The following is a 14,270-nucleotide window of genomic DNA, read 5'->3' as shown; positions in this document are numbered from 1 at the left end:
TCACCCAATATACCGGACAAGATTATCAAAAATATCGGATGCATAGGCAGTGACTTTTGAAAGCATCCAAGGTCCAAAGAATACAATCGCAACTAGTACTGCAACAATCTTTGGTACGAATGCTAATGTCTGTTCTTGGATTTGTGTAGTTGCTTGAAAAATACTAACAAGCAAACCTGACACTAATGCGACAATCAACAACGGTCCGGATGCTAATAAAATGACCCATACTGCCCGTTCAGCAATCGAGATGACTACTTCACCTGTCATGTTTTACCACTCCTAAATTGGAAAATACCACTTTGCTCATAAAGAATACCTATACACTTTCGCTAAAAACTTTGTAACAATGATTTCATGATGAGGTACCAACCATCCACCAAAACGAATAGTAGGATTTTAAATGGCAATGAAATCATGACCGGCGGCAACATCATCATCCCCATTGACATCAATACACTTGCGACAATCATATCAATGACGAGAAATGGAATGAAAATCATAAAACCCATTTGAAAAGCTGTTTTAATCTCACTTAACGCGAACGCAGGTACAAGCATCGTCAAAGGAATATCCTCTAACGATTCCGGTCTTTCTGCTTCGTTGTACCGAAGAAACAATTCCAAGTCTTTTTGTCTCGTATGTTTGCTCATAAACTCCTTAAAGGGCATACTTGCTTCCTCATATGCTTGTTCAAGTGAAATTTCTTCAGCGAACAACGGTGTCAGCGCTTTTTCATTTACCTCTTGAAAAGTTGGGGCCATAATGAAAAATGTTAAAAACAGAGCAAGACCGACAATTACTTGATTCGGAGGCATTTGTTGTGTTGCGAGCGCTGTTCGAACAAACGACAGCACAATGACAATACGAGCAAACGAAGTCATCAGAATTAGAATTGCAGGAGCAAGTGATAAAACTGTTAGGAGCAGCAGTAATTTGATAGATGTTGAGACATTCGTTGCGTCGCTGTCCGAAAAAAACTGGACGAAATCATTCATCTTGTCTGCGCTCCTTTTCTTCCAATCTTCTTAAATGTTTCTTTCGTTCCTCTTTAAGCTCGTTAATTTTGTCTTTAAAGAGATGGCCGAATTCTACCTGCTCTTCTGGTTTCTTAAGTGAGCGATTCGGATTGACATATTTCGAAACCACTTTAGTGACAAGGCCAGCCGGTGGTTGAATGTCACCTTCTCGAATATAGTCTTCTAGTTTCGCAATTTCATTTGCATCGGTTATTTCTTTTAATAGTTGTACTTCATTGCCAACACCAACCAAGTAATAGGAGTTTCCTATATGGACGAGTTGAATGGACTTTTGTTGACCGAGTGATAGTCCGCCGATATTTTTCATAAGACGATGTTGGTCAAACATTCGATTACGACGGTTCAAAAATTTTAAAAGCGCAAGTAAAAGCCCGATGACAAACAGAAAGGCTAAAATCATCCGAATATAGTCACCAATAGAAGAACTCCCAGCTGTCGATTCCTTTGAAGGTTCAACAGCCGGTTGGTTTTGTTCTTTGTCAGGTGTTTCTTCTTTCACATCTTTTCCCGGTTTTAAATTATCGATGACATACGTGTTCGGGTCGGTTTCAGCTGTAACCACTTGTGAGCATACTGTAATAGCTAACATGCTGACAACTACAAGCAACATCCATTTTCTTACACTAATTATTCCGATCATCCGCTTACCCTAGTGCTTTTTGAATTGCTTCAACAACTCGATCTGCTTGGAACGGCTTTACGATGAAATCTTTTGCACCTGCTTGAATGGCATCAATAACCATTGCCTGTTGGCCCATTGCCGAGCACATAATAATCGTCGCAGATGGATCTTTTGCTTTAATTGACTTCAGTGCTGCAATACCATCCATTTCCGGCATTGTAATGTCCATTGTTACTAAATCCGGTTTCAGCTCGAAATACTTTTCGACTGCTTGTGCACCATCCGCAGCTTCTCCTACTACTTCAAAATTGTTTTTAGTTAAAATGTCCTTGATCATCATGCGCATAAATGCTGCGTCGTCTACAATTAAAATTCTTTTTCCCATTTCCTTTTTACCTCCTGGATACTAGCGTAAATTGTTTAGTCGTTCTTTTTGACTTAAAATGTCTGTAATTCGCACACCGAAATTCTCATCGATGACGACAACTTCTCCTCTGGCAATATGTCGATTATTTACTAGAATATCGACAGGTTCACCTGCCAGCTTATCCAATTCTATAATTGAACCACTCGACATTTCAAGAATTTCTTTTACGGAACGTTTTGTCCGACCGAGTTCCACCGTCACTTGCAAAGGGATGTCCAGCAACATATTCAAATTGTTGGACTCTGCTTTGTTCAAAGATGGACTATCAAAACTCGCAAACTTCGCTTCTTGAACGTGCACAGTTGGTCGCTGTTGTCTAGGTGGCAATTGCTGTGTTATAGGTTGGTCCCAAGCCGTTTGTTGTTGGTCGTTCATGGATGCATATGGATCTTGATGAACGGACTCATTATGACTCTGATCATAAGCAAATGTTGAAGTAGGTTCACTCTTTGTTGGAGCTTCCATCGTGACAGCCGCTTCCTCTTCTGCCCCCATGCCCATTAATGAAGTGACGAGATTCTTTCCGAACTGCAACGGAAACAATTGCATAATATTTGAGTCGATGAGTTCGCCGACTTTCAGTTCAAATGATACTTTAATCATTAATTCGTCGTTAGGTATCTGTTCTGTATGGCCTTCGTTTTGTAAATCCATTAGATCGATAGAAGGTGGAGAGATATCCACTTTCTTATTGAAGACGGTTGACATGGACGTCGCTGCAGACCCCATCATTTGGTTCATTGCTTCTTGGACAGCACTTAAATGGATTTCATTCAATGCTTCACTTGGCGCAAGGCCATCCCCGCCTAGCATTAAATCCGCAATGATTGCTGCATCACTTTGTTTAATGACAAGTAAGTTCGTACCGTTTAACCCTTCTGTATATTCCACTTGGACCGCCACATAAGGATGTATGAATTCCGTTTCCAACAAGCTACGGTCAACAACAGTTATTGCGGGAGTAGTGATTTCAACCTTTTGCCCAAGCAAGGAAGAAAGAGCTGTCGCAGAACTTCCAAATGAAATATTTCCTACCTCACCAAGTGCGTCTTTTTCCATTTCGCTTAAGTGATTATCTAAATCTTCTTTCTCAGAAGAGGATGTAGCGGGTTCATCAACAGACAGCGGTTCCCCACGCAATAAAGCTTCAATTTCTTCCTGAGACAACACATTATCACTCATCATCTTCATCCTCTCCGTTCATGATATCGAGTATTTGAACAGCCATTCGATTTCTAAGATGCCCTGGCTGAGCTGTGAATTTTGGGACATCCCCTACTTTAACTATGAGTGGATCTTCAATTTTCCGGTCAATAGGAATCACATCTCCAACTTGCAAATATAAGAAGTCTTCCACGGACATGAAACCTTGTCCTAATTCGGCCGTGATTGGCAAAGTCGCTTTCTTCAAGCGTTTCTCTAACACGACACTCTGTTCAGGAGAAGGCTCTTTTTTATTCGTTTGCATCCAATAACGAACAGATAAGTTTGGCACAATCGGTTCAAGAACGACATGCGGAATACAAATATTGATCATTCCGCTCGACTCACCGATAACAATATTAAATGAGATAACGACTACTGTTTCATTCGGTGAAATCATTTGCAAAAACTGCGGATTGACTTCCATTTCAGATAAAAATGGATCGATCTCGATAATGCCTGACCATGCTTCCCGTAAATTATCAAATGATCGTTCAAAAAGATTTGTCAATATTTTCGTTTCAATCTCAGTCATATTGTCCACTTTTCCGGGGCCATCTCCACCGCCACCCATTAGACGATCGAGCATGGAATAGGCGACATTTGGATTTACTTCCATAATTATATTGCCTTCGAGTGGTGGAACTTCAAAAATATTAAGCAATGTCATATTCGGAATCGAACGTAAAAACTCCTCAAACGGAATTTGGTCGACCGATGCGACGTTAATTTGTACATAAGTCCGTAACTGAGCAGAGAAATAAGTCGTTAACAATCTAGCAAAGTTTTCATGAATTCGTGTCAAACTTCGAATCTGGTCTTTTGAGAAACGGAGAGCCCGTTTGAAATCATACACTTTTACTTTCCGGGTCTCTTCTTCTTTTTTCATTTCGTCTGCAGACATCTCACCTGTTGACAAGGCGGATAACAATGCATCTATTTCATTTTGGGATAAAATATCTCCCGACATAAGGTCACCTCCCGAACGGTTTAGTACTTCGCGCCGTCATTATTGAATGATATAAGAAACGATATACACTTTCTCAATTTCACCCTCTTGCATGAGCGGATTCAATTGTGCTTTAATCGATTCTTCAAATGCCTGCTTACCGGCTTTTCCTTCAAAATCTTCTGCAGTCATTTCAGATAGCTCTTGAATGACGATGTTATTGATTTGAAAATCTCTTTTAGCTAATTCTTCTGCTGCTTTTTTATCATCTGTTTGGATTTTTAAAGATAGTTTAATATATTGGCGGCCCGATAAGTTTGTCATAATTTCAGGAACATCTACCGACGCTTCAAGAATTTCGTCAATTGTTGGTTCGGTTTCTCCTACATTCCCTTTGAACTGCAAAGATAGAATGAGTATGACAATTCCTACTAACGTTAATGAAACAACTGTTATTAATGCAATCGTCAAAGCTTTATTCTTCATTTTCTTCACCTCGAATATACGGATTCGATAATAATTGGATGGAGCGATAAAAATCGATAATCTGTTTTTGGACGTCTTCAACATCCTCTAAAACGACGTATTTTGTCCCAGTTGTCAACGTAATCGTCGTATCAGGGAACGATTCAACTTTCTCTATGTAAAGTGCATTCAGTATGAATACCGTACCATTGAGACGTTTAACTTTAATCATATGTAAGGGGCCGGGCACAGAGCCGGCCCGACCCTCCTTTGCAATAACAATTCTTACTATAAGATGTTTACCAAGTTAGCGATCTGGGTAACTATGATTGTGTGCGTGAAAAAGTATGCGAGTAACCTTATCGTTTTAAGTTAACGAGTTCCTGCAAGATTTCATCTGAAGTCGTAATAATACGCGTGTTCGCTTGGAATCCACGTTGTGCAACGATCATATCCGTAAACTCTTCGGATAAATCGACGTTGGACATTTCAAGGAAGCCTGATTCGACGGAAGCTAATCCCTCTTTTGTTGCAACTTGGATCAATGGATCACCGGAGTTCGCAGTTGATTGGAAGTAGTTCCCTCCAACTTTCCCTAAACCACCCGGATTCGAGAATTTCGCTAACACAAGTTGCCCTGCCCACTTCAATGTTCCTTCACCATCAACAAACGTAACGGTTCCGTCTTGTCCGATACTCATAGATTGTGCGTTTTTAGGGATTCGGATTGGTGTATAGTCACCAGTTGTACCCGTTACAGGCAATACATCTGCAACCCCATCATTATCAGAATCAAGATTACCTGTTGCTGCTGGATCACCTGATACAGCATTCGCATTCGGATAATCTGTTGATACCGAAGCTGGATCGCCATCCCATCCAGTTACCGCATAACCAACAAGAAACTTCCCATCTGAATTTACTAAGTAGCCATTGTTATCCATATAGAAATTACCAGCTCTTGTATACAGTGTATTGGTAAATGTTCCTGCCCCGGTTGCTGGATCTACACCTAGACCGTCCGCAACTTGGAAAAAGCCGTCACCAGACAATGCAAGGTCCAACGTATTACCTGTAAACTGGGATGCTCCACCACTTTGAATGACGTCGATTGCTGCTAATTGAGAGCCTAAACCGACTTGCTTCGGATTCACACCGCCTCGCGCATCGCTTGAACCGGATGCACCCGCAACGGTCTGGGATACTAAGTCTTTAAAAATCGTCCGGCTCTTTTTGAAACCATACGTATTCACATTTGAAATATTATTCCCAATGACATCTAACTTTGTTTGGAAGTTTTTCAACCCTGAAATTCCTGCGTACATAGAACGTAACATATTTATTTTCCCCTCTCGGATAATGAGTGTATCTGCCTCTGTCAGTCGGCAGTACGTAGGCATCCTCTTTTAGAGGTCCTGCCTATTCAACTTAAAATGATTGTTCCGTCGATATTTGTAAATAACTGATCTTTCATTTCTTTGCGATCCATCGCTGTAATGACTGTCGAGTTTTTAACGCTGACAATCAAGGCAGCTTGATCCAAAAGTACAAGCGACTCTTTGATCCCTTTCACTTTAGCCTCATTCACCTTATCAAATATACGCGTCCATTCATGTTCGGTAATTTGAATTTTTCGCTCTCTCAATCGATCGGATGCATGTTTACTGATTTTCAATTGCGTCGGCATCATTGCCTGATTCAGTTGCTCCGAAAATGATTGCGGAATACTTGGCGACGTTTTAGCCTGTTGTCCGTGACGTATGAATGGTTGCGATGGAACGCGATGTATGTTCAATTGCTCCATACATTTCGCCCCTTTTCTTCGTTACTGACTAATCGATGTAAATGATTTGCCGTCGATTCTTGTGCCATCCTCTAACACATATTCCAGCTTCCCATCTTTATTTGAAACAGAAACAACTTTACCGCTTTTCTCTTCCTCTCCGTCCATATAGCCAACAGTTTTACCGATGAGCATACTTGCTTCTAGCAAACTGTTCGTGTTGCCCGTGCCAGCTAATACTTCAGAAATGTTGCCTGGTGTCAGTTCTTTGCCGTCTTCCATAATAAAAATTACAGATCCATCGACAAACTTCGCAGCTTTAATGACGCCTGTTCCTTCATGAATGACCGGTTTGCCGTCTTCACCTTTTTCATCCGTCACTTCATGCCAACGGACATTTTTTCCAACAAATTGATTATATTGGATTAACTGCGTCTGATTTTGAGCGATAGCGAATTTTTCAAATGCGTTCGCTAGATTCATTGTCTGTTCCAAAGAAGAAAACTGCGCCATTTGTGCAATGAATTCGTTGTCTTTCATCGGATTTGTCGGATCTTGGTTTTGCAGTTGTGCGATGAGAATTTTCATGAAAGCGTCTTTTCCCATCGTATCGGGCCCAGTTTTACGTTGTTCCCGTTGCTTATTAAGCAAAAACATCGATTCCGTTATCGGTTTTTGGCCTTCTACCAATTGCCTACACCTCTAATTCAATTAAATATTCTTCAAAAGAAGTTTCGTCTTCTGGAGTATTGTTCTTTTGTTGTTCACTAGGCTGTTGCCTTTGTCTAAATTGCTCATTGAACGATTGTTCCCGATCACTACGTGAAGGATCTTGAATGGACTGTGAAATATCAATACGGTCCACTTGCAAATTCTGTTGGGCGAACGCGTGTCTGAGCTGATGCAATTGGCTATCTAACATCCCTTTTGCAAGTGAAGTGGAGGCCAGTATTCTTGCGGACAATACCCCATTTGCTTCATGTAACTCAATACGTATTTGCCCTAAATGTTCAGGGTACAACTTGATCAGCATCCTCGTTGACCCACCTACTTGTCCGAAGTTCGAGCGTTTCAACAGTAGTTGCATTTCTCGCATTAACGTTTCACTTCTATTTGAAGTGTTTGGTTCTTGAGACAACGAAAATTCCGTTTTTATTGATGCATGCGTCGTCGACGAAACATTTCCTTGAGATGTCGTATCCGGTTGTTTACTAGATGACCCATTGTCAGTAGATGAAGACTCATTCGACCGAACGATTTGTACATTTACTTTATCTTGCAACAACTGCATGTACCCCTGTTTACTTATAGGCGTAGTTTGCAATCTTGTCTGCAACTGTTCCAATGTCAGCTGATACATGGTTGTGAAACTAGACAATTTCTGTTCCATTGTGACGGTCATATCCGAATGAGCAGCGAGAAACTCTACCATTTTAAGGAAAGATACAACAGATACCTTTTCGTTAGGAGTTAGGTTCTTATCCATCGTCTCGCCTAGTTTTTCATAAAATGCAACTCCAACCTCTTCTAGAAAACCGATCATTGTCCAAACATCAACCGTCTCTAACTGATGATTGAATTCTTCTTCAGGAAGTCCAGCTTCTACGAACAATTTTTTTAAGTCGTCAAGAAACTGTTCTGGTTCCACCATAAGTGTAGCGAGGATTTCTTCGACACTCGATGCACTTGTTAACGAATTGATTGTTTCTGTCAATTCCGTTGAATCAAATCCTGGTATTGCGCTTAGTGCTTCTTTCAAATCTTCCAACGTATTCGCCTGTAGTACATCTTTCAAATAGTGCACGTCAATATTTCCACTTGATTGGCTACCAGACGAGTCTTTAGGTGTAGCCATCATCTGGCCAAATACTGATCCAAAGGATTTTGTAGAAGAACTTGATTGTTCATTCCCCAACTTTACGGTCGTTTGATTTCCAATAACGAGTGACTGTAGTGCGCTAATGTTCAATTTTTCACCCCCTTTCAATGTGTAAACTACTCAACTATTTCGTCATAAGGCTCGTATATTTTGCAGCATCTTCAGCAGACATCTTCTCTAAAATAGGTGCTAACACTTCCGGTTTTAATGCAGTAAGGATTTGTATCGCTTCAGCATCATTCATATTCGTAATGACGGGTGCTGCAGATTTAGCAGACATTTTCTCGAACGTCGAAATAATTTCCTTTACATCCCTTTTGTTATCTTCTTTCGCACGTTGCAAAGCTTCAATTTGACGTTGAAGATTTTCTTGTTCAGTTAACCATGCGTTCTTTTCGTCTTTGAACTGCTCCAGTTCTTCTTGTAACTTGTACACTTGTGACTCTTTTTCTTTGATTTCGGCTTGTAAAGATACAACGCGTTCTTCTATATCTGCAGCTAGTTCTTCATCTTCCACAGACTTCTTCTCAGTAGAGAATGGAAGAGAGGACGACATTTTTTTCATTTCGTCCAACACATTAATGTCTGCTACAAATGCAATGATTAATAGAACCATTGTTGTGAATAATAAAGGAATGAGTGTCCACATTAAGAGTGTTTGAAAAAGATTCGCTTTTTTAGCACCTTTTTCTACTTCATTCTTTGCTGCTAATTGTTTCGGTTTATTTACCACATTACCACCCTGTTTCTTTTCTATGGAACTTCATAGTCGACAATTCATCCAACAAGCTAGCTTCCACTTGTTCCAGTTCAGCTTGATAATGTTCTTGATCTTTTTCTTTCATTTTTTCAAATTTCTTTACTTCTATCGATCGCTCAAGCAGTTTCTCTTCAAACCATTTCATTTTTGAACGAGCTTTCATAACGGTCATTTGAAGACTGGCTATGCGTTTTTCAAGCGTATCGATGAATCGCACATAATGATGCACCTCGTTTATCATAAAACCTTGCTTCATTTTTTCTTGGTGCGCTTCGGAAACATCTTCTTTCTTCTTAAGCAGTTCATAAAGTTCAGTCGCAACTTTCTCAAACGATTCAACTGCTTTTTTATATTCGATTTCCGTTTCCGTTTTCTCCTGCTCCCGAAAACTGAGCACTTTGTCAAATCGATAGACATAAGGTTTCATCGTGTACCTCCTCCTGTTGCAAGTGAGATCAATTCCCCGATACTGTCTTCCATTCGAATATTATCTTTGTAACTCTGTTTCAAATAGGTCGTTATACGAGGTTCAAAGTCAATCGCATCATCGATTTCTTTTGACGTACCCCGTTTATAAGCACCAATATTAATGAGGTCTTCGGATTTATTGAATGTATAGTATAATTCCCTCAATTTTTCAGCGGCTCTCACATGTTCTGGTGAAGCGATATGGTTCATAAGTCGGCTGACACTTTTTAACACGTTGATTGCTGGGTATTGTCCTTTATTTGCTAACGTACGATCTAATACGATATGACCATCGAGAATACCACGAACAGCGTCTGCAATCGGTTCATTCATATCATCGCCGTCGACAAGAACGGTGTAAAAAGCTGTAATGGCTCCCACTTCATTTGTCCCAGTACGCTCAAGAAGCTTTGGCATTACTGAAAAGACGGAGGGTGTATATCCTCTAGTCGCAGGTGGCTCACCAACTGCTAAACCAATTTCCCTCTGAGCCATTGCTACACGTGTAACAGAATCCATCATCAGCATGACGTTCATGCCTTTGTCACGAAAATATTCCGCGATAGCTGTCGCAGTCAGCGCGCCTTTTATGCGCATTAACGCGGGTTGGTCGGATGTTGCTGCTACAACGATTGTGCGACTGAGTCCTTCAGGTCCCAAATCCCTCTCAATGAATTCGCGAACTTCCCTTCCACGTTCACCAATGAGTGCAATCACATTTAAATCTGCTGTCGTATTGCGTGCAATCATGCCAAGCAACGTACTTTTCCCAACACCAGAGCCTGCAAATATCCCTACCCTTTGTCCATTCCCTACCGTTAACATGCCATCAATTGCCTTCACACCAACTGCAAGCTGATCTTGAATCGGCAATCGGGACAAGACACTCGGCGGATCCTGTTCCGTTCTTACAGAAGATAAACCTTTAGGCAGTGGATACTGATCGATTGGATTGCCCATCGAATCGACGACCCTACCAATCAGCTCCATTCCAACCTTCACTTCAAGTGGTTTCCCTGTGCATTCAACTAAACACCCACTTGAAATATCACTGATTTTCGTGTAGGGCATTAAAATGACAATTTCTTCACGAAAACCGACGACTTCCGCCAAAATCGTGTCGTTTTTCCGCTCATTGTTTAAGTGGATGCGACAAACATCACCTATGGCACTTACCGGTCCTTGTGATTCGATCATGAGACCAACAACACGGACAACTCGTCCGAACTTCTTGAAAGTATGTAATTGCGGTATGACTTCAAGCAATTCTTCGGCTTTTTTCATCATCAGTCACCACTTTCCAACAGTTCGACAAGCTTTTCTTTCAGTTCGGATAATTGGTCTTTCACACTCGCAACAATTCGCCCTTGATTTGTTTCAATCATGCAATCATTACATTGCAAATCTTCATCAGCAAAGATGAAAAACGGTATATCAGGTGGAAATATTGCCATTAGTTCTGTACGATTTGACGATACAAGTTCAAAGTCTTCGAGCGAAACGAATAGCTTAATCTCTTTTGACTCTCTCGCTTCTTTTAATCCTTTTTTTACAATTGATAAAAATGATTCGTGATCTTCTTCTAGTACTCTTCCAAGAATTCGGCTTGCTGAGCGGATTGCTAGTTCCAGTATGAGTCTTTCTTGGGAGGCTAAATATTTCTGTGCATTTTCCTTGGAAGTCATCGTCACTTCATTCGCAATTTCGACAGCCGCATGCATATCCGAAAGGGCTTTGTTGCGCCCTTCTTCAAACCCTAATTGGAAAGCTTCCTCATAAGCTTGTTGCTGTAGTGCATTCTTTTCATGTACCCACGCTTCTTTAAGTGCGTCGATTTCCTGTTGTACAATACGTTTTTGCTCAAACCATTCATCTTGCTCGATTTCGATTGTCTGTCGAGCTTCTTTCAACAATCGATCCCGTTCAACGAAAAGGACTTCCTTCGTTAATGGCTCTTCTTCTATTTCTGACAGTGGATTGTGCAAGTTTCTTATTGTAATTTCTCTAGGGTTGCTATTCGTTGCAACCGTTTGAGAAGGACGAAAGATCTTAGACAATTACATCATCTCCCCCACCACGGGCTATAATGATTTCTCCAGAGTCTTCTAGTCTTCGAATGATGGAAACAATTCTTGCTTGCGCCTCTTCTACATCGCGCAATCGAACAGGACCCATGACTTCCATTTCCTCTTGGAATGATTCCGCCATACGTTGGGACATGTTTTTGAAGAGAATATTCCGTACTTCTTCACTTGAAACTTTCATTGACAGAATAAGATCTTCGTTTTCACATTCACGTACAATACGCTGAATGGATCGATTGTCGAGTGTAACGATATCTTCAAATACAAACATTCTTTTTCGAATTTCTTCTGCAAGCTCCGGGTCTTGAATTTCAAGTGCATCGAGAATGGTTTTTTCCGTCGCACGATCAACACCATTCAATACTTGAACAACTGCGTCAACGCCGCCTGTTTCAGTAAAGTCTTGTGTAACCGTCGATGACAGTTTTCGTTCAAGTACCGCTTCAATTTCACTAATGACTTCCGGTGAAGTCGATTCCATCGTGGCAATTCTTTTTGCAATGTCTGCCTGCACTTCTTGTGGAAGCGACGATAAAATCATTCCGGCTTGTTCTGCTTCTAAATAGGACAAGATTAATGCAATTGTTTGCGGGTGTTCGTTCTGGATGAAATTTAATATTTGACCAGGATCTGCTCTTCGTGCAAAGTCAAACGGGCGCACTTGCAATGAAGATGTAAGTCGATTAATAATAGCTTGCGCATGGTCTTTTCCGAGCGCTTTTTCAAGAACCGTCTTGGCATAGCCAATCCCTCCTTGAGAAATATAATCCTGCGCAAGTGCAATATTATGAAATTCCTCAATGATTTCATCTTTAATCGTTGCATCCACTTTTTTCACACTGGAAATTTCCAGTGTTAACCGCTCGATCTCCTCTTCCGTCAAATGTTTGTAAACTGCCGCTGAAACTTCAGGACCTAAAGAAATAAGGAGGAGTGCAGCTTTTTGTTTGCCATTCATACCTTTGTCTTTTTTCACCACTGTATTTCCTCCTTAATCCTCTGCAATCCAAGTACGTAATAATTTCGCAAATTCCTCAGGTTTGTCTTTCGCCATCTTCTCAAGCTGTTTTTTGCGTAAAGAAGATTCCGTTTCTTGTTCTTTATTAATATCTTCCACTTGTAGCGCTTCTCGTTGTTCTTCCATAATCAACTCATCTTCCATTGCACGTTCCTGCTTTTTGTTACGGAAGTAAGCGATTAACAGGAAGACGATTACGATTATTAGGACTGCACCAATTGCATAAACCCACCAAGGAATAGCTGGCGAAGTCGATTGTGGAACATTTGCCATTTTCCCATTAAACACTTGTGTTGAGATGGCGATTTTACTGTCCCAATACTCATCTGTCACATCTTGAGGTACGTAACTTTTGTCGATGGACGTACGGACGATTGTTTCTAGAATTGATGTGATGTCATCTTCCACTTCTGGTGTTAACGAAGAAAGATCATTAACGTTTGGTGGTTCAACCATGACTTGGATGCCAATGTCCCTTATCTTGTAAGGACTTTCCACAATATCTTTATGAATTCTGTTTACTTCGTTGTTAATGGTTTCTTCTAATCGTTCATAATCTCCATTTGCTGTATCCCCTTCTACATAAGAAGTTCGGTTATCTGATGGGTCTTCGCCCTCAGGCACACCGCCAGCAATCACTCCGTTCCCAGTAAACGATTCGGTAATTCTTTGGACACTAATCGCTAAACTGTCTAAATCTTCATCGACACGCTCTACTAAATCTTCTTGTCGTTTTTCTTGTTTAAAGTCGATATCTGTCGTTACAGAAACGACGACTTTATCTTGACCGACCATTGTACCAAGCATCGTCTGAACTTTTCTTTGCAAATCCCGTTCAAGTGTTTTCTTTAATTCCATTTGATCCACAACTACTGTTCCTGTCGATTCAGGTTGCAAATCAAAATACTCAGAGTACTGATTCATAATTGAAATATCTTCAGTCGATAAGTTTGGTATACTTTTTGACACCAAGTTATACAACGCTTTTATTTGTGCTTCTGTAAATTGGTGACCAGGTTCGGTATTCAACATAATGGCGGCACTAGCGTTTTGAACTGATTCATTGAGGAATACACTTTGTGTAGGCAGTGTAAGCATGACATTTGCATCCTTAACGCCTTCTACGCCTTTGATCAAATTGGCGAGTTCCGTTTGCATTGAAGCGAGCTTGATCATATTAAACTCGTTATCTGTCGTCCCGAATCCAGCGTTTTGAGAGAAAAAGGAATAGTCGATTTTCCCTGTATTCGGATAGCCTTCAGCAGCAAGTGTAACGAGCAAATCGTCTACACGATTTTTCGGGACAAGTATGGACGTCCCTCCAGGAGCAATTTGACTTGGCACCCCTAATACGTCCAACTCCTCTTTGATTCTGCCAATTTCAGCTCTAGAAACATCAGAATAGAGAGCGGCATATTCAGTCCTTGATAAGAAATAGGTTAGAACTGCGGCTAATGCGATGATTACAACTGCAGAGCCGATATAAGTCGTTTTTTGTCTTTTTGTGCGACTTGACCAGAACTGTTTGAGATCAGTTCCAATTTTCGTCATTCGTTCTTTCATTCTAATCCT

Annotated in this window: 18 protein-coding genes; all 18 read right to left on the bottom strand. The window is 40.7% G+C overall.

The features are described 5' to 3' along the window. The 18 genes from fliQ to fliF all read right to left on the bottom strand — a co-directional run bounded on the left by fliQ (position 1) and on the right by fliF (position 14,261). Positions 1-270, bottom strand: a complete 270-nt coding sequence (gene fliQ / locus ACVHUV_RS11425; protein WP_317941648.1) for a flagellar biosynthesis protein FliQ — start codon at positions 268-270, stop codon at positions 1-3. Positions 271-332: 62 nt separating this feature from the next. After that, positions 333-998, bottom strand: a complete 666-nt coding sequence (gene fliP, locus ACVHUV_RS11420; protein WP_317941649.1) for a flagellar type III secretion system pore protein FliP — start codon at positions 996-998, stop codon at positions 333-335. Next, positions 991-1,680 carry a flagellar biosynthetic protein FliO gene (locus ACVHUV_RS11415; protein ID WP_462084668.1) on the bottom strand — a complete coding sequence of 230 codons (690 nt, stop codon included), beginning with the start codon at positions 1,678-1,680 and terminating at the stop codon, positions 991-993. Before ACVHUV_RS11415 ends, fliP begins: the two co-directional genes overlap by 8 nt. A gap of 4 nt (positions 1,681-1,684) precedes the next feature. Beyond that, positions 1,685-2,047 (bottom strand): response regulator, encoded by a 363-nt coding sequence (locus ACVHUV_RS11410; RefSeq protein WP_317941651.1) that lies wholly within the window; start codon positions 2,045-2,047, stop codon positions 1,685-1,687. 21 nt (positions 2,048-2,068) lie between these two features. Next, on the bottom strand, positions 2,069-3,271 hold the full coding sequence (gene fliY, locus ACVHUV_RS11405) for a flagellar motor switch phosphatase FliY (RefSeq protein ID WP_371389903.1): 1,203 nt from the start codon (positions 3,269-3,271) through the stop codon (positions 2,069-2,071). Then, positions 3,264-4,262, bottom strand: a complete 999-nt coding sequence (gene fliM, locus ACVHUV_RS11400) for a flagellar motor switch protein FliM (RefSeq protein WP_462084667.1) — start codon at positions 4,260-4,262, stop codon at positions 3,264-3,266. The genes fliY and fliM overlap by 8 nt, the downstream gene beginning before the upstream one ends. A 39-nt stretch (positions 4,263-4,301) precedes the next feature. Next, positions 4,302-4,727, bottom strand: a complete 426-nt coding sequence (gene fliL / locus ACVHUV_RS11395) for a flagellar basal body-associated protein FliL (protein ID WP_462084666.1) — start codon at positions 4,725-4,727, stop codon at positions 4,302-4,304. Then, positions 4,717-4,938, bottom strand: coding sequence for a flagellar FlbD family protein (locus ACVHUV_RS11390; protein WP_462084665.1), 222 nt, complete (start codon positions 4,936-4,938; stop codon positions 4,717-4,719). The genes fliL and ACVHUV_RS11390 overlap by 11 nt, the downstream gene beginning before the upstream one ends. A 127-nt stretch (positions 4,939-5,065) precedes the next feature. After that, on the bottom strand, positions 5,066-6,043 hold the full coding sequence (locus ACVHUV_RS11385; protein WP_462084664.1) for a flagellar hook-basal body complex protein: 978 nt from the start codon (positions 6,041-6,043) through the stop codon (positions 5,066-5,068). Positions 6,044-6,129: 86 nt separating this feature from the next. Then, positions 6,130-6,510 carry a TIGR02530 family flagellar biosynthesis protein gene (locus ACVHUV_RS11380; RefSeq protein WP_462084663.1) on the bottom strand — a complete coding sequence of 127 codons (381 nt, stop codon included), beginning with the start codon at positions 6,508-6,510 and terminating at the stop codon, positions 6,130-6,132. 21 nt (positions 6,511-6,531) lie between these two features. Next, positions 6,532-7,179: a flagellar hook assembly protein FlgD gene (gene flgD, locus ACVHUV_RS11375; RefSeq protein ID WP_317941658.1), complete on the bottom strand. Its 648-nt coding sequence runs from the start codon at positions 7,177-7,179 to the stop codon at positions 6,532-6,534. A gap of 4 nt (positions 7,180-7,183) precedes the next feature. Beyond that, positions 7,184-8,458: a flagellar hook-length control protein FliK gene (locus tag ACVHUV_RS11370; protein ID WP_462084662.1), complete on the bottom strand. Its 1,275-nt coding sequence runs from the start codon at positions 8,456-8,458 to the stop codon at positions 7,184-7,186. Positions 8,459-8,492: 34 nt separating this feature from the next. Next, entirely contained in the window at positions 8,493-9,101 is a 609-nt protein-coding gene (locus tag ACVHUV_RS11365) for a MotE family protein (RefSeq protein ID WP_462084661.1), read from the bottom strand. Position 9,102: 1 nt separating this feature from the next. Next, on the bottom strand, positions 9,103-9,555 hold the full coding sequence (gene fliJ, locus ACVHUV_RS11360) for a flagellar export protein FliJ (protein ID WP_317941661.1): 453 nt from the start codon (positions 9,553-9,555) through the stop codon (positions 9,103-9,105). Beyond that, positions 9,552-10,880 (bottom strand): flagellar protein export ATPase FliI, encoded by a 1,329-nt coding sequence (gene fliI, locus ACVHUV_RS11355; protein ID WP_462086901.1) that lies wholly within the window; start codon positions 10,878-10,880, stop codon positions 9,552-9,554. The genes fliJ and fliI overlap by 4 nt, the downstream gene beginning before the upstream one ends. A 2-nt stretch (positions 10,881-10,882) precedes the next feature. Next, complete coding sequence (fliH, locus tag ACVHUV_RS11350) at positions 10,883-11,653, bottom strand: flagellar assembly protein FliH (protein WP_462084660.1); 771 nt, start codon at positions 11,651-11,653, stop codon at positions 10,883-10,885. Continuing rightward, positions 11,646-12,659, bottom strand: a complete 1,014-nt coding sequence (gene fliG / locus ACVHUV_RS11345) for a flagellar motor switch protein FliG (RefSeq protein ID WP_371389895.1) — start codon at positions 12,657-12,659, stop codon at positions 11,646-11,648. The genes fliH and fliG overlap by 8 nt, the downstream gene beginning before the upstream one ends. Before the next feature lie 12 nt (positions 12,660-12,671). Further along, positions 12,672-14,261: a flagellar basal-body MS-ring/collar protein FliF gene (fliF, locus tag ACVHUV_RS11340; RefSeq protein ID WP_317941664.1), complete on the bottom strand. Its 1,590-nt coding sequence runs from the start codon at positions 14,259-14,261 to the stop codon at positions 12,672-12,674. Positions 14,262-14,270 lie beyond the last annotated feature (9 nt).

The sequence above is a fragment of the Sporosarcina saromensis genome, from assembly GCF_054901285.1.
Note: the sequence above shows the minus strand (reverse complement) of the source record. Positions and strands in the feature narration are given on the sequence as shown.

What these genes read in the sequence shown, in the direction of transcription:
- fliJ (WP_317941661.1), bottom strand. Translation starts at nt 9,555, where the DNA reads ATGAAACCTTATGTCTATCGATTTGACAAAGTGCTCAGTTTTCGGGAG.
- fliY (WP_371389903.1), bottom strand. Translation starts at nt 3,271, where the DNA reads ATGAGTGATAATGTGTTGTCTCAGGAAGAAATTGAAGCTTTATTGCGT.
- fliM (WP_462084667.1), bottom strand. Translation starts at nt 4,262, where the DNA reads ATGTCGGGAGATATTTTATCCCAAAATGAAATAGATGCATTGTTATCC.
- fliF (WP_317941664.1), bottom strand. Translation starts at nt 14,261, where the DNA reads ATGAAAGAACGAATGACGAAAATTGGAACTGATCTCAAACAGTTCTGG.
- ACVHUV_RS11380 (WP_462084663.1), bottom strand. Translation starts at nt 6,510, where the DNA reads ATGGAGCAATTGAACATACATCGCGTTCCATCGCAACCATTCATACGT.
- fliQ (WP_317941648.1), bottom strand. Translation starts at nt 270, where the DNA reads ATGACAGGTGAAGTAGTCATCTCGATTGCTGAACGGGCAGTATGGGTC.
- ACVHUV_RS11410 (WP_317941651.1), bottom strand. Translation starts at nt 2,047, where the DNA reads ATGGGAAAAAGAATTTTAATTGTAGACGACGCAGCATTTATGCGCATG.
- ACVHUV_RS11385 (WP_462084664.1), bottom strand. Translation starts at nt 6,043, where the DNA reads ATGTTACGTTCTATGTACGCAGGAATTTCAGGGTTGAAAAACTTCCAA.
- ACVHUV_RS11390 (WP_462084665.1), bottom strand. Translation starts at nt 4,938, where the DNA reads ATGATTAAAGTTAAACGTCTCAATGGTACGGTATTCATACTGAATGCA.
- fliP (WP_317941649.1), bottom strand. Translation starts at nt 998, where the DNA reads ATGAATGATTTCGTCCAGTTTTTTTCGGACAGCGACGCAACGAATGTC.
- fliI (WP_462086901.1), bottom strand. Translation starts at nt 10,880, where the DNA reads ATGAAAAAAGCCGAAGAATTGCTTGAAGTCATACCGCAATTACATACT.
- fliL (WP_462084666.1), bottom strand. Translation starts at nt 4,727, where the DNA reads ATGAAGAATAAAGCTTTGACGATTGCATTAATAACAGTTGTTTCATTA.
- ACVHUV_RS11415 (WP_462084668.1), bottom strand. Translation starts at nt 1,680, where the DNA reads ATGATCGGAATAATTAGTGTAAGAAAATGGATGTTGCTTGTAGTTGTC.